The organism is Hydrogenophaga pseudoflava, from assembly GCF_004353865.1.
GTDB lineage: Bacteria > Pseudomonadota > Gammaproteobacteria > Burkholderiales > Burkholderiaceae_C > Hydrogenophaga > Hydrogenophaga pseudoflava.
Map to the genome: position 1 here is coordinate 4509826 of NZ_CP037867.1, position 12864 is coordinate 4522689.

16 protein-coding genes and 4 tRNA genes are annotated in these 12864 nt (G+C 64.2%); 2 read left to right on the top strand and 18 right to left on the bottom strand.

Annotation, left to right across the window (positions count from 1 at the left end; all coding sequences use genetic code 11):
• Position 1: 1 nt before the first annotated feature.
• The 16 genes from rplK to trpE form a co-directional block, all read right to left on the bottom strand.
• Positions 2-433, bottom strand: a complete 432-nt coding sequence (rplK, locus tag HPF_RS21675) for a 50S ribosomal protein L11 (RefSeq protein ID WP_066160539.1) — start codon at positions 431-433, stop codon at positions 2-4.
• A gap of 113 nt (positions 434-546) precedes the next feature.
• A complete protein-coding gene (gene nusG / locus HPF_RS21680; RefSeq protein ID WP_066160542.1) occupies positions 547-1116 on the bottom strand; it encodes a transcription termination/antitermination protein NusG in 570 nt (189 codons plus the stop codon).
• Positions 1116-1499: a preprotein translocase subunit SecE gene (secE, locus tag HPF_RS21685; RefSeq protein ID WP_066160545.1), complete on the bottom strand. Its 384-nt coding sequence runs from the start codon at positions 1497-1499 to the stop codon at positions 1116-1118. Before secE ends, nusG begins: the two co-directional genes overlap by 1 nt.
• Positions 1500-1651: 152 nt before the next feature.
• Positions 1652-1727, bottom strand: a tRNA-Trp gene (locus HPF_RS21690).
• A gap of 30 nt (positions 1728-1757) precedes the next feature.
• Positions 1758-2948: an elongation factor Tu gene (gene tuf / locus HPF_RS21695; RefSeq protein WP_079364208.1), complete on the bottom strand. Its 1191-nt coding sequence runs from the start codon at positions 2946-2948 to the stop codon at positions 1758-1760.
• 43 nt (positions 2949-2991) lie between these two features.
• Positions 2992-3066 (bottom strand) — tRNA-Thr (locus HPF_RS21700).
• Between the two features lie 78 nt (positions 3067-3144).
• A tRNA-Gly gene (locus HPF_RS21705) sits at positions 3145-3218 on the bottom strand.
• Between the two features lie 33 nt (positions 3219-3251).
• Positions 3252-3337: transfer RNA gene (locus HPF_RS21710), tRNA-Tyr, on the bottom strand.
• Positions 3338-3354: 17 nt separating this feature from the next.
• Positions 3355-4152 (bottom strand): uracil-DNA glycosylase, encoded by a 798-nt coding sequence (locus HPF_RS21715; protein ID WP_133157799.1) that lies wholly within the window; start codon positions 4150-4152, stop codon positions 3355-3357.
• Between the two features lie 9 nt (positions 4153-4161).
• Positions 4162-4962, bottom strand: coding sequence for an indole-3-glycerol phosphate synthase TrpC (gene trpC / locus HPF_RS21720; RefSeq protein WP_133157800.1), 801 nt, complete (start codon positions 4960-4962; stop codon positions 4162-4164).
• Entirely contained in the window at positions 4955-5098 is a 144-nt protein-coding gene (locus HPF_RS23715; protein ID WP_157576303.1) for a hypothetical protein, read from the bottom strand. The genes trpC and HPF_RS23715 overlap by 8 nt, the downstream gene beginning before the upstream one ends.
• A gap of 8 nt (positions 5099-5106) precedes the next feature.
• On the bottom strand, positions 5107-6174 hold the full coding sequence (gene trpD, locus HPF_RS21725; RefSeq protein ID WP_079367427.1) for an anthranilate phosphoribosyltransferase: 1068 nt from the start codon (positions 6172-6174) through the stop codon (positions 5107-5109).
• A gap of 15 nt (positions 6175-6189) precedes the next feature.
• A complete protein-coding gene (locus tag HPF_RS21730) occupies positions 6190-6843 on the bottom strand; it encodes a LysE family translocator (RefSeq protein WP_079367426.1) in 654 nt (217 codons plus the stop codon).
• A 19-nt stretch (positions 6844-6862) separates the two neighbouring features.
• On the bottom strand, positions 6863-7936 hold the full coding sequence (ltaE, locus tag HPF_RS21735) for a low-specificity L-threonine aldolase (protein ID WP_133157801.1): 1074 nt from the start codon (positions 7934-7936) through the stop codon (positions 6863-6865).
• Complete coding sequence (locus HPF_RS21740) at positions 7933-8532, bottom strand: anthranilate synthase component II (protein ID WP_133157802.1); 600 nt, start codon at positions 8530-8532, stop codon at positions 7933-7935. The genes ltaE and HPF_RS21740 overlap by 4 nt, the downstream gene beginning before the upstream one ends.
• Positions 8533-8537: 5 nt before the next feature.
• Positions 8538-10037 (bottom strand): anthranilate synthase component I, encoded by a 1500-nt coding sequence (trpE, locus tag HPF_RS21745; RefSeq protein WP_133157803.1) that lies wholly within the window; start codon positions 10035-10037, stop codon positions 8538-8540.
• A 362-nt stretch (positions 10038-10399) separates the two neighbouring features.
• Here trpE and HPF_RS21750 point away from each other — a divergent pair, with 362 nt between their 5' ends.
• The gene (locus tag HPF_RS21750) at positions 10400-11005 is read left to right on the top strand and encodes a chalcone isomerase family protein (protein WP_133157804.1); all 606 of its coding nucleotides are present in this window, start codon (positions 10400-10402) and stop codon (positions 11003-11005) included.
• Here HPF_RS21750 and gph read toward each other — a convergent pair.
• Positions 10995-11702, bottom strand: a complete 708-nt coding sequence (gene gph / locus HPF_RS21755; protein WP_133157805.1) for a phosphoglycolate phosphatase — start codon at positions 11700-11702, stop codon at positions 10995-10997. The two genes, HPF_RS21750 and gph, sit on opposite strands and share 11 nt — an antisense overlap.
• Positions 11702-12379 carry a ribulose-phosphate 3-epimerase gene (gene rpe, locus HPF_RS21760; protein WP_066156694.1) on the bottom strand — a complete coding sequence of 226 codons (678 nt, stop codon included), beginning with the start codon at positions 12377-12379 and terminating at the stop codon, positions 11702-11704. Before rpe ends, gph begins: the two co-directional genes overlap by 1 nt.
• 80 nt (positions 12380-12459) lie before the next feature.
• Between rpe and apaG the strand changes: the two genes are divergently transcribed.
• A complete protein-coding gene (gene apaG, locus HPF_RS21765) occupies positions 12460-12861 on the top strand; it encodes a Co2+/Mg2+ efflux protein ApaG (protein ID WP_066157137.1) in 402 nt (133 codons plus the stop codon).
• Positions 12862-12864: the final 3 nt, after the last annotated feature.

The window sequence follows — 12864 nt, forward strand, 5'->3', positions numbered from 1 at the left end:
GTCACACGCCCTCCACGATCACGCCCATCGAACGGGCAGAACCAGCGATGGTCTTGACGGCTGCGTCGATGTCGGCAGCGGTCATGTCCTTCATCTTGGTCTTGGCGATTTCTTCCAGCTGAGCGCGGGTGATCTTGCCGACCTTCTGCTTGTTGGGCACCGGAGAACCCTTGTCCAGCTTGATCGCCTTCTTGATCAGCGTCGTGGCCGGAGGGGTCTTGATGATGAAGGTGAAGCTCTTGTCCGCGAAGGCGGTGATCACCACCGGCAGCGGCAGACCGGGTTCGACGCCCTGGGTCTGGGCGTTGAATGCCTTGCAGAACTCCATGATGTTCAGACCGCGCTGACCCAGCGCCGGACCGATCGGGGGGGAGGGGTTGGCCTTACCAGCTGGCACTTGCAGCTTGATGAAGCCGACGATTTTTTTCGCCATGTTTTAGCTCCTGCGAGTGCAGACGGCTGTCATGAAGACAACCTCCTCGCGGTTGAAACCCGGAAAGAACGGAAGCCGCGGGCGCCGGGTGAAACCGCCTGCGGCCAAAAACATCAGGTCTTCTCGACCTGACTGAACTCGAGCTCGACCGGCGTGGCGCGACCGAAGATGGTCACCGAGACACGCAGCTTGTTCTTTTCGTAGTTGACCTCTTCGACGGTGCCATTGAAGTCGGTGAACGGGCCTTCCTTGACGCGCACGTACTCGCCCACCACGAACTCCACCTTGTGGCGCGGCTTGTCGGTACCTTCCTGCATCTGGCTGACAATCTTCTGCACATCCTCTTCAGAGATCGGCGCCGGCCGGTTCTTGGCACCACCGACGAAACCGGTCACCTTGTTGGTGTGTTTCACCAGGTGCCAGGTATCGTCATCCATCACCATTTCCACCAGCACGTAGCCAGGGAAGAACTTGCGCTCGGTGGTGCGTTTCTGGCCGTTCTTGACCTCAACCACCTCTTCGGTCGGCACCAGGATGCGACCGAACTTGTCCTGCATACCAGCCCGGTTGATGCGCTCGACGATGTTGCGCTCGGCAGCTTTTTCCATGCCGGAATAGGCATGCACCACATACCAGCGCATGCCTTCCGTCGGCGTCCCCAGCAGACTGTTGTTTTCGCTCATTATTTTCTCCACCCCAGAATCAGATCGTAGAACAGCCACTCCAGGGTCTTGTCGGTCAGCCAGAGGAAAAGTGCCATCACCACGACGAAGGCGAACACATAGGCCGTCATCTGGATCGCTTCTTTGCGGGCCGGCCAAACCACCTTCTTGGTTTCTCGCCAGGAATCGCGCCCGAACGCTACCAGCTGCTTGCCAGACTCGGACACACCGAACACCGCCACCGCAGCCAGAACGCCCACGATCAGGGCACCCCATTGCGCAATAGCGCCTTGCGCGGACAAAAGGTAGAACGCGACAAATGCACCCAGAAGCAAGGCGACGGCAACCGCCAGCTTGGCCTTATCGGCACCTGTGTTGACGGTTTGTACTTCGGAAGTGGCCATGAGATACCAGAAGATGCTTGACTTGTGGGCGAGACCAGAACCCGAAAGCCCCAGACACGCAAGCCCACCAGAAGTCTCAAAGACTTCGGCGGGCCTGATGACACTCAACAGACAGGACCCAAGATCCTGAACGACTTACTCGTCCTGTTGGGTGGCAGGGGCAGAGGGAATCGAACCCCCAACCTTCGGTTTTGGAGACCGACGCTCTGCCAATTGAGCTATACCCCTACTTGGCTGAAATCCTGACGAGCAGGAAGATTACGCAATGATCTTGGCCACGACGCCGGCGCCGACGGTACGCCCGCCTTCACGGATGGCAAAGCGCAGACCTTCTTCCATGGCGATCGGGGCGATCAGCTTGACGGTGATCGACACGTTGTCGCCAGGCATCACCATTTCCTTGCCCTCAGGCAGCTCGATGGCACCGGTCACGTCCGTCGTGCGGAAGTAGAACTGCGGGCGGTAGTTGTTGAAGAACGGCGTGTGACGACCACCTTCGTCCTTGGACAGCACATACACCTCGCCAGTGAAGTGCGTGTGCGGCTTGATGGAGCCGGGCTTGCACAGCACCTGGCCGCGCTGCACTTCTTCGCGCTTGGTGCCGCGCAGCAGGATACCGACGTTGTCGCCAGCCTGACCCTGGTCCAGCAGCTTGCGGAACATTTCCACGCCGGTGCAGGTGGTCTTCTGGGTGGCGGCGATACCGACGATTTCGATTTCTTCGCCGACCTTGATGATGCCGCGCTCGATACGACCGGTCACCACGGTGCCGCGACCGGAGATGGAGAACACGTCTTCCACAGGCATCAGGAAGGCACCATCCACAGCACGCTCAGGCGTGGGGATGTAGCTGTCCAGCGCGTCGGCCAAGCGCATGATGGCCTGCTCGCCCAGATCACCCTTGTCGCCTTCCAGCGCCAGCTTGGCCGAACCCTTGACGATGGGGGTGTCGTCGCCGGGGAAGTCGTACTTGGAGAGCAGCTCGCGCACTTCCATCTCGACCAGCTCCAGCAGCTCGGCGTCGTCCACCATGTCGCACTTGTTCAGGAACACGATGATGTAGGGAACACCCACCTGGCGCGCCAGCAGGATGTGCTCGCGGGTCTGGGGCATCGGGCCGTCGGCGGCCGAGCACACCAGGATAGCGCCGTCCATCTGGGCAGCACCGGTGATCATGTTCTTGACGTAGTCGGCGTGACCGGGGCAGTCCACGTGGGCGTAGTGGCGGTTGGCCGTCTCGTATTCCACGTGTGCGGTGTTGATGGTGATGCCACGAGCCTTCTCTTCAGGAGCCGCGTCGATCTGGTCGTAGGCCTTGGCGGCGCCACCGAACTTGGCAGCCAGCACCGTGGTGATGGCAGCCGTCAGCGTCGTCTTGCCGTGGTCCACGTGACCAATCGTGCCCACGTTCACGTGCGGCTTGGTCCGCTCAAATTTCTCTTTTGCCATTTTTCAGCTCCAAAACAAAATTGCCGAAACACCAGAACAAAGATGGTGCCCTTGGCGGGAATCGGACCCGCGACCTCTCCCTTACCAAGGGAGTGCTCTACCACTGAGCCACAAGGGCCAAGACATCCGACACACGCCGGATACCCTGAAATTCAAAATCCACGCCCGCTGGTCAGGCGGAGTCAACAACCAAAGATGGAGCGGGAGACGGGAATCGAACCCGCGTCATCAGCTTGGAAGGCTGGGGTTCTACCATTGAACTACTCCCGCACAGATTTCCATCGCTCTCACATCTGCAGTCATTGGTGGAGGGGGCTGGATTCGAACCAGCGTACTCGCAAGAGGGCAGATTTACAGTCTGCTGCCATTAACCACTCGGCCACCCCTCCACAAACGCAGCCCGACATTATGCCACGGTTTTTTTGACCGTGTCACTCAACGCCATCAACGACCAGTCAATTGGAGCAACACCCTGCTCCGCCAGCCACCGGTTCGCCGCACCAAAGTGGCCACACCCCAGGAACGGGACCGGACCGCGACTGGCAGACAAGGGTGACGGGTGGTTGGCACACAGCACCTTGTGGCGGGACACATCGATCAAGTCGGCCTTCTTCTGGGCGTGAGCCCCCCACAACAAAAACACCTTTGGCACGGCAGATGCACTGCAAGCCTCGATGACGGCATCGGTGAGCACTTCCCAGCCCTGCCCTGCATGACTACCCGCCTGACCATCCTCCACCGTCAGGCAGGTGTTGAGCAGCAACACGCCTTGTCGCGCCCACGGCGCCAGTGAGCCATCTTCCGGCTCCGGCAGTCCGAGGTCACGGCATAGCTCCTTGAAAATGTTGCGCAGGCTCGGGGGTTTGCGCACACCCGACGCCACTGAAAACGCCAGCCCTTCGGCCTGACCTGGCCCGTGATAGGGGTCCTGCCCGACGATCACCACACGGACATCGGCCGCCCCCCCCCAGGACAAGGCCCGCAAAGGTTCCGGCGGATAGATCACCGCGCCGACCCGCAGGCGTTCGCGAAGGAAAGCCAGCAGCCCCTGTCCGGCCTTGTCCGACCAGAATCGGTCGAGCACCAGGCGCCAGGTCTCTGCGACCGGCCAACGCGCCGGGTCGATCTCCCTGAGCCAGGGCACCGGATCGGTCGATGGCCGCGTCGGCGCCACGCCGTCCCATTCAAAAGATTCCTGTCGCATGAACGCGATTCAGGAAAACAGCTCGGCCAGCGCCAGCCCGGGCTCGGGTGCACGCATGAAGGCCTCGCCTACCAGGAAAGCGTGCACACCAGCCTCGCGCATGGTTCGCACATCCTCTCGCCCGAGGATCCCGGACTCGGTGACCAGCAGCCGGTCGGCCGGCACCTCGGGCAGCATGTCCAGGGTGGTTTGCAGGGTCACTTCGAAAGTGCGCAGGTTCCGGTTGTTGATGCCCAGCAGTGGCGTTTTCAGCCTGAGCGCACGATGCAGTTCGTCGCGGTCGTGCACCTCGACCAGCACCGCCATGTTCATGCCCATGGCGATGGCCTCCAGGTCGGCCATCTGCGCATCGTCCAGGCAGGCGGCGATCAGCAGGATGCAGTCCGCCCCCATGGCCCGGGCCTCGTAGACCTGGTAGGGGTCGACCATGAAGTCTTTGCGCAGCACCGGCAGATCGCAGCTGGCTCGCGCCTGCTTGAGGTAGTCCGCGCTGCCCTGGAAGAACTGGCGGTCGGTCAGCACCGACAGGCAGGCTGCACTGACCCGGCCATCGCCCTCGGCATAGCCCTGGGCAATGTCGGCGGGAATGAAGTCCTCGCGAATCACGCCCTTGCTCGGACTGGCTTTTTTTATCTCGGCAATCACCGCCGCTTGTCCCGCGGCGATCTTGGCGCGCAACGCACCTTCGAAATCGCGGGTCAGCACACGGCTTTCGGCATCAAAGCGCATCGCCTCCAACGGCTTCTTCTTGCGCGCGGCGGCGATCTCTTCGCGCTTGACCGCGACGATCTGGTTCAGGATGTCACTCATGTTTCTGCGATTCCTCGGGCCGCGGAGTCTGCAGCACCTTCTTGATGACGCGGTGCATGACCACACCGGCGATGATGAACAGGGCGGAGACGCCCAACGCAATCCAGGCGCCTTCGCTCTGCAGCCACACGGGCACGGAGCACCTCAGACGCCCGCGCCAGCGACAGCCGACTGGGTGAACACCTGCAGCTCGCGCAGCTTGGCCGCCGCCGCGCCCGATTCAAGGGTTCGGCGCGCCAGCGCAATGCCCTGCGCCATGTCGGGGGCGACGTTGGCCGCGTAGAGCGCCACGCCGGCGTTGAGCGCCACGATGTCGCGGGCCGCCTTGAGCACTGGATCGTCCCGGTTCTCCAGCACGCCCAGCAGCATCGCCTTGGAGTCCTCGGGCGTCTCCACGCGCAGCGCGCGGCTGCTGGCCATGGTCAGGCCGAAGTCCTCAGGGTGGATTTCGTACTCGGCGATCTCGCCGTTCTTAAGTTCCCCCACCATGGTGGCAGCGCCCAGCGACACTTCGTCCATGCCGTCCCGGCCATAGACCACGACCGCATGCTCGGCGCCCAGCCGCTGCAGCGCGCGCACCTGAATGCCGACCAGGTCGGGGTGGAACACGCCCATCAGGATGTTGGGCGCCGAGGCCGGATTGGTCAGCGGGCCGAGAATGTTGAAGATGGTCTTGATGCCCAGCTCGCGGCGCACCGGCGCCACGTTCTTCATGGCCGGGTGGTGGTTGGGGGCGAACATGAAGCCCACACCCACCTCGGCGATGCTGCGCGCGATCACGTCCGGCGGCAGGTTGATGTTGATTCCCAGGCTCTCCAGCACGTCGGCGCTGCCGCTTTTGCTGGAGACACTGCGTCCGCCGTGCTTGCTGACCTTGGCGCCCGCAGCGGCAGCCACGAACATGGAGCAGGTGGAGATGTTGAACGTGTGCGAGCCGTCGCCGCCCGTGCCCACGATGTCCACCAGGTGCGTCTTGTCGGCCACATGGACCTTGGTCGAGAACTCGCGCATCACCTGAGCAGCGGCGGTGATCTCGCCGATGGTTTCTTTCTTCACGCGCAGCCCGGTGATCAGGGCCGCCATCATCACGGGCGACATCTCGCCACCCATGATCATGCGCATGAGGTGCAGCATCTCGTCGTGGAAGATTTCGCGGTGCTCGATGGTGCGCTGCAGGGCTTCCTGCGGGGTGATCTTGTGGGCGTGGGGCATGGGGGTCTCCGGAAATCAGCGGGAAGGATTGTCGGACAGGGCGAGCTTGAGGCCAAAGCCGATGAACATGAGGCCGGCCGCGCGGTCCATCCAGTGCATGGCGCGCTGCACCGCACCAACGCGGCGCGAGGCCCAGCCGGCCAGCCAGGCGTAGCCGAAGTTGATCGGCAGCGAGTTCAGGTTGAACAGCAGACCCAGCAGCAGAAAGGCGGTCACCTTGTCCTCGGTGCCCGGCGCGATGAACTGCGGCACAAAGGCCAGGAAGAACAGCGCCACCTTGGGGTTCAGGACATTGGTCAGAAAACCTTGGCGGTACACGCGCCACAGATTCACCGCCGCCACCTCCGCGCTCACGCCCGCCGGCACGATGGAAGAATCACCGCCCTTGGCCAGCAGCAACTTGACGCCCATCCACATCAGGTAAGCCGCACCCGCCCACTTGAGCAAGGTGAAAGCTGTGGCTGAGGTGGCCAGCAACGCGCCGACGCCGAGGGCGGCGGCAAACACGTGGACGAAGCAGCCGCTGACGATCCCCAGCGCGGCCACCATGCCGGCCCGCACACCGCTCTTGAGCGCGCTGCTGACGATGTAGAGCACATCGGGGCCGGGCGTGAGGTTGAGCAGCCAGCCCGCCGCGATGAACATGAGAAGTTGCGTCGAATCGGGCATGGCGTTGTTCCTGGACCGATCAGTAAGGGCCGGTGCGCCCGGCTGCGGTGCCCGCTGCGGGCGCCTCGACAAAGAAGCGGCGCACGGTGGCGAGGGCATGGTCGATGCCAGCGGTGTCCACATCGAGGTGGGTCACGAAACGCAGGCCGATCAGCCCGGTGGCCAGCACGCCGTTCGCTTTCAAGAACTCCAGCAACGCCGGACCTTGGCCATCGGCCACGTCGACGAAGACGATGTTGGTTTCAGCCGATTTCACCGTCAGACCATCGATGCCGCGCAGGCCGTCGGCCAGCCGCCGTGCGTTGGCGTGGTCATCGGCCAGACGCTCCGCATGGTGATCCAGCGCGTGCAGCGCGCAGGCTGCCAGCAGTCCCGCTTGGCGCAGGCCGCCGCCGGCCATCTTGCGGATGCGGCGCGCGCGCGCAATCAGTTCGTGCGACCCGCACAGGGCCGACCCCACCGGTGCGCCCAGGCCCTTGCTGAAGCAGACGGACAGGCTGTCGAAGTGGTCGGCAATCTCGCGCAGGCGGGCGAACGTGGTCTGCTCCGGCGCGGCCGACGCGACAGCAGCGTTGAACACGCGCGCGCCGTCCAGATGCGTATTGAGGCCCTTCTCCCGAGCCAGTGCTGTCGCGGTGCGCAGGTATTCGTCCGGCATCACGTGGCCGTTCCAGGTGTTCTCCAGACACAGCAACCGGGTGCGCGCGAAATGCGGATCGTCGGGCTTGATGGCTGCGGCGATGTCGGCCAGCGCCATTCGACCTTGCGCATCCTGTGTCAGCGGCTGCGGCTGGACACTGCCGAACACCGCTGCACCACCGCCCTCGTAGCGGTAGGTGTGGGCCAGCTGACCGACGATGTACTCGTCACCGCGTCCGCAATGCGCCAGGATGCCGCAGAGGTTGCTCTGCGTGCCCGAGGGCATGAACAGCGCGGCCTCCTTGCCGGTCAGCGCGGCAATGCGTTCCTGCAGCGCGTTGACCGTCGGATCATCGCCGAACACATCGTCGCCCAGCGGCGCGGCCATCATGGCCTCTCGCATGGCGGCCGTGGGTTGGGTGACAGTGTCGCTGCGCAGATCGACAGTGTTCATGCCTGCTCCAGGAAGTTCTTGAGCATGGCGTGCCCGTGCTCGGTCAGGATGCTCTCGGGGTGGAACTGAACGCCTTCGATGGCCAGGGTCTTGTGCTTGACGCCCATGATCTCGCCGTCCGGCGTCCAGGCCGTGACCTTGAGGCAGTCGGGGCAGCTTTCACGTTCGATGGCCAGCGAGTGGTAGCGGTTGACCGTGAACTGCTCGGGCAGGTTCGCGAACACCCCCTCCTGCGTGGTGGTGATCACGCTGGTCTTGCCGTGCATCAGCTCCTGCGCCCGGATGACCTTGCCGCCGAAGGCTGCTCCGACAGCCTGATGACCCAGGCAGACGCCGAGGATGGGCAGCTTGCCGGCAAAGTGCTGGATGGCCGGCACCGAGATGCCGGCCTCGGCCGGCGAGCAGGGGCCGGGCGAGATGACCAGGCGGTCGATCTGGCCGGCGTCGAGCCGGCGCTGGATCTCGTCCACCGTGATCTCGTCGTTGCGCACCACGGTCACGTCGGCACCCAATTCACCGAAGTACTGCACGATGTTGAAGGTGAACGAGTCGTAGTTGTCCACCATGAGCAGCTGGATTTTTTTGTTCGTGGTCATAGCGTTCACTCCAGACCTTCTTCCACCAGTTCCGCGGCCCGCAGCAGCGCCCGCGCCTTGTGTTCGGTTTCCCTCCATTCCATCTCGGGCACCGAGTCGGCCACCACACCGGCCGCGGCCTGCACGTGCAGGGTCTGGTCCTTGATGATCGCGGTGCGGATGGCGATCGCCACGTCCATGTCGCCGGCGTAGCTGAGATACCCGCAGGCGCCGCCGTAAATGCCGCGTTTGACCGGTTCGAGCTGGTCGATCAGTTCCATGGCATGCACCTTGGGCGCACCGGTCAGCGTGCCGGCCGGGAAGGTGGCCTTGAGCACGTCCATGTTGGTCATGCCGTCGTTCAGCACGCCCTCGACGTTGCTCACGATGTGCATGACGTGGCTGTAGCGCTCGACCACGAAGGCCTCGGTCACCTTGACCGTGCCGATCTTGGCGATGCGGCCGATGTCGTTGCGCGCCAGATCGATCAGCATCACATGCTCGGCGCGCTCCTTGGGATCGGCCAGCAGCTCGACCTCGGTCGCCTTGTCCTTCTCGGGCGTGGCGCCGCGCGGGCGGGTGCCGGCCAGCGGGCGGATGATGACCTTCTGCCCCTCTTCCGTGTGCTCCTGGCGCACCAGGATCTCGGGCGACGCCCCCACCACGTGGAAGTCCCCGAAGTGGTAGTAGTACATGTAGGGGCTGGGGTTGAGCGAGCGCAGCGCACGGTAGAGCGACAGCGGCGACTCGGTGTAGCGCTTGCTGATGCGCTGGCCCACCTGCACCTGCATGAAGTCGCCCGCGGCGATCAGTTCCTTGGCGCGTTCGACCGATTTCAGGTACTCGTCCTTGGCGAAGCTGCGCTGGGCCGGATGGCTCTGGCTGGGTTTGACCACCGGCGCCGCCACCGAGTATTTGAGTGCCTCCTTGAGCTCGCGCAGGCGCTTCTTGGCGTTGGCGTAGGCCTCCGGCTGGGCCGGGTCGGCGTAGACGATCAGGTAGAGCTTGCCCGAGAGGTTGTCGATGACCGCCAGTTCCTCGCACTGCAGCAGCAGGATGTCGGGTGTACCCAGCGTGTCGGGCGGACAGGTGTGTTCCAGCTTCTTCTCGATGTAGCGCACCGCGTCGTAACCGAAATAGCCCGCCAGACCGCCGCAGAAACGCGGCAGGCCTGGCCGCAGCGCGACCTTGAAGCGCTGCTGGTAGGCGGCGATGAAGTCCAGCGGATTGCCGTGGTTCGTTTCGACCACCACGCCGTCGCGGACCACCTCGGTCCTGGCCTCGGCACCGAAACCGCTGGCGCGCAGCAGGGCGCGGGCAGGCAGGCCGATAAAGCTGTAGCGACCGAAGCGCTCGCCGCCAACGACGGATTCGAGCAGGAAACTGTTGGCGCCATCGCCCCGGCCATGGGCCAGCTTGAGGTACAGCGAGAGCGGGGTTTCGAGGTCCGCGAAGGCCTCGACCATCAGCGGGATGCGGTTGTAGCCCTGTTGCGTGAGGCTCTTGAATTCGAGTTCGGTGATCACGGTTCTTGCTCCGGGGTGCCTGGGCGGTGCCAGGGACCGTCTGTGAGGGATGCAGCCGGATCGGCTGCAGGCTTGCGGGGCGCTGGACGGACGCTGCGGGCCGGCCCGTGCCCCTTCAGAGGGGGGAGTGCACGTTTACGCTGGCTTGCGCCAGGGCCAGGCTCCCCGACCATTGCGGCCAGGTGCGAAACCTGCAGAGAACGTGAGAGAAGCGAACATGACGGCGCAGTGTAGCAAAGCGCGTCGCCTGCGAGGCGCCGGTCATCGACCGGCAAACACCTCAGGGTCATCCCGAGCTTGTTTCCGGTTCCGGGTTTGCGGACAATGCAAAAACGAACGATCGTTCTATTTGGAGCCATCCCATGAATACGCCGCGTCTTCACCTGTTTGTGTCCCGGCTCGTCCTGGCGACCTCCCTGGTCGTGGCCAGCCTGCCGACCCTGGCTGCGACGGTGGAGGTGGCAGGCGTCAAGCTCGAAGACCGGGTGACATTGGCCGGAAAGCCCCTGACCCTCAACGGTGCCGGCGTCCGCTACAAGGCGGTGTTCAAGGTCTACACCGCTGGCTTCTACGTGGAGAAGCCCGCCAGCACAACCGACGCGCTGCTGGACCAGCCCGGACCCAAGCGCATGACCATCACCATGCTGCGCGACATCGACTCGGCCGAACTGGGCAAGCTGTTCTCCCGCGGCATGGAAGACAACATGGAAAAGGGCAGCTTTGCCAAGCTCATCCCGGGCGTGATGCGCATGAGCCAGGTGTTCACCAACCACAAGGTGCTCAAGACAGGCGAGAACTTCATGCTCGACTGGATTCCCGGCACCGGGACCGTGCTCACGGTCAAAGGCCAGGTGGAAGGCGAGCCGTTCCGGGAACCGGAGTTCTTCGAGGCCCTGATGCGCATCTGGCTCGGCCCCAAGCCGGCCGACTGGCAGCTCAAGGACGCCCTGCTCGGGATCAAGAAGTAAGGCGCTGCGCCAGTTCAAGCAGCGAGTCCACCAGCAGGTCGTGCGGAGCCTGCGCCACCGGCTGGCCGTGGTTGTAGCCGTAGGTGACCAGCGCGACCGTGCAGCCCGCCGCACGCGACGCCAGGGCGTCGTTCTGGGAATCCCCGACCATCAAGGCCCGTCCGGGCTCGACGCCCATGGCTGCGCAGGTGCCCAGGATGGGCATCGGGTCGGGCTTCTTGCGCTCGAAACTGTCGCCACCGAACACCCAGCCGAAATACCCGTCGAGCGCCTTGGCTTTGAGCAGGCCCTGCGCAAACGCCAGCGGCTTGTTCGTCAGGCAGGCCATCGGCAGCCGCATTGACTTCAGTATCGCCAGCCCCTCGACCACACCCGGGTAGACCGCGGAGAACTCGCCGTTGATGCGCAGGTAGTGGTGCTGGTAGCGCTGCCAGGCGGGCTCGTAGAGCGTGTCGACGCTGCGCGCCTGGCAGACATTGGACAGCCCGGTCACCTCGGGCAGGGCCAGCTGATGCGCAAGCACCGACCGGATCAGGTGCTCCGAACCTTTGCCGACGGTGCGCTCAATCAGGGCGCGCGTGACCGGCGGCAGGTCCAGGTCGGCCAGGGTGCGGTTGAGGGCCTCCTCGAAGTCGCCCAGCGTGTCGACCATGGTGCCGTCGAGATCGACGATCACCGCCTTGATGCCGGCCAGCATCAGGCGAGCGCAGCGCGCATCTGATCGATCACAGCCTTGTAATCCGGCTTGCCAAAAATCGCGCTGCCGGCCACGAAGGTGTCGGCGCCGGCGTCGGCCACGCGGCGGATGTTGTCGGCCTTGATGCCGCCGTCCACTTCCAGGCGGATGTCCTTGCCGCTGGCTTCGATGCGCTTGCGCGCCTGCTCGATCTTGCGCAGCGCCGAGTCGATGAAGCTCTGGCCGCCGAAACCTGGGTTGACGCTCATGATGAGGATCAGGTCGATGTCCTCGATCACCCAGTCCAGCACGTCCAGCGGCTGAGCGGGATTGAAAGTCAGGCCGGCCTGGGCGCCTTTGGCCTTGATGGCTTGCACGCTGCGGTGCACGTGGGCACTGGCGTCGGGGTGGAAGCTCACCAGATCGGCACCGGCGTCGATGAAGGCGCCGGCCAGCGCATCCACCGGCTGGATCATCAGGTGCACGTCGATCGGCACCGGCGTGCCGTCGGGCTTTTTCGCGTGTGGCTTGAGCGCCTGGCAGACCATGGGACCGAAGGTCAGGTTGGGCACGTAGTGGTTGTCCATCACGTCGAAATGGACCCAGTCGGCGCCGGCGGCGATGACGTTCTTCACCTCCTCCCCCAGGCGGGCGAAGTCGGCGGACAGGATGGACGGGGCAATGCGGTAGGTGGTCATAAAAAGGGTCCGGATGGGCGCAGTTCCGCCATTTTCGCAGGGCCTGCCGGGTTATGCGGCGCCGCGGTAACATGCCCGCCATGCCGAAATACCAGTTCACCTGCGAGGTCGAGCCACAGTACCTGGCCGAACAGTCCGCGCCGGACGAGGACATCTACGCCTTCGCCTACACCATCACCATCACCAACACCGGTGACGTGACGGCGCAGCTGATTTCGCGCCACTGGATCATCGACGACGCCCGCGGTCACACCGAGGAGGTCAAGGGTCTGGGCGTGGTCGGCCACCAGCCGCTGCTGCGGCCGGGTGAATCGTTCCAGTACACCAGCGGCACCCGCCTGGGCACGCGCTCGGGCAGCATGCGAGGCAGCTACTTCTGCGTGGCCGAAGACGGCGAGCGCTTCGAGGCCGAGGTGCCCGAGTTCGCGCTGGTGGCCGACTGCGGCGGTGGCAGCGACCAGCCGCCGCGCGTGCTGCACTGACGC

Excerpts from the sequence above, each read along its gene's own strand:
- rplK (WP_066160539.1), bottom strand. The coding sequence starts at position 433 with ATGGCGAAAAAAATCGTCGGCTTCATCAAGCTGCAAGTGCCAGCTGGT.
- nusG (WP_066160542.1), bottom strand. The coding sequence starts at position 1,116 with ATGAGCGAAAACAACAGTCTGCTGGGGACGCCGACGGAAGGCATGCGC.
- secE (WP_066160545.1), bottom strand. The coding sequence starts at position 1,499 with ATGGCCACTTCCGAAGTACAAACCGTCAACACAGGTGCCGATAAGGCC.
- tuf (WP_079364208.1), bottom strand. The coding sequence starts at position 2,948 with ATGGCAAAAGAGAAATTTGAGCGGACCAAGCCGCACGTGAACGTGGGC.
- HPF_RS21715 (WP_133157799.1), bottom strand. The coding sequence starts at position 4,152 with ATGCGACAGGAATCTTTTGAATGGGACGGCGTGGCGCCGACGCGGCCA.
- trpC (WP_133157800.1), bottom strand. The coding sequence starts at position 4,962 with ATGAGTGACATCCTGAACCAGATCGTCGCGGTCAAGCGCGAAGAGATC.
- trpD (WP_079367427.1), bottom strand. The coding sequence starts at position 6,174 with ATGCCCCACGCCCACAAGATCACCCCGCAGGAAGCCCTGCAGCGCACC.
- HPF_RS21730 (WP_079367426.1), bottom strand. The coding sequence starts at position 6,843 with ATGCCCGATTCGACGCAACTTCTCATGTTCATCGCGGCGGGCTGGCTG.
- ltaE (WP_133157801.1), bottom strand. The coding sequence starts at position 7,936 with ATGAACACTGTCGATCTGCGCAGCGACACTGTCACCCAACCCACGGCC.
- HPF_RS21740 (WP_133157802.1), bottom strand. The coding sequence starts at position 8,532 with ATGACCACGAACAAAAAAATCCAGCTGCTCATGGTGGACAACTACGAC.
- HPF_RS21750 (WP_133157804.1), top strand. The coding sequence starts at position 10,400 with ATGAATACGCCGCGTCTTCACCTGTTTGTGTCCCGGCTCGTCCTGGCG.
- gph (WP_133157805.1), bottom strand. The coding sequence starts at position 11,702 with ATGCTGGCCGGCATCAAGGCGGTGATCGTCGATCTCGACGGCACCATG.
- rpe (WP_066156694.1), bottom strand. The coding sequence starts at position 12,379 with ATGACCACCTACCGCATTGCCCCGTCCATCCTGTCCGCCGACTTCGCC.
- apaG (WP_066157137.1), top strand. The coding sequence starts at position 12,460 with ATGCCGAAATACCAGTTCACCTGCGAGGTCGAGCCACAGTACCTGGCC.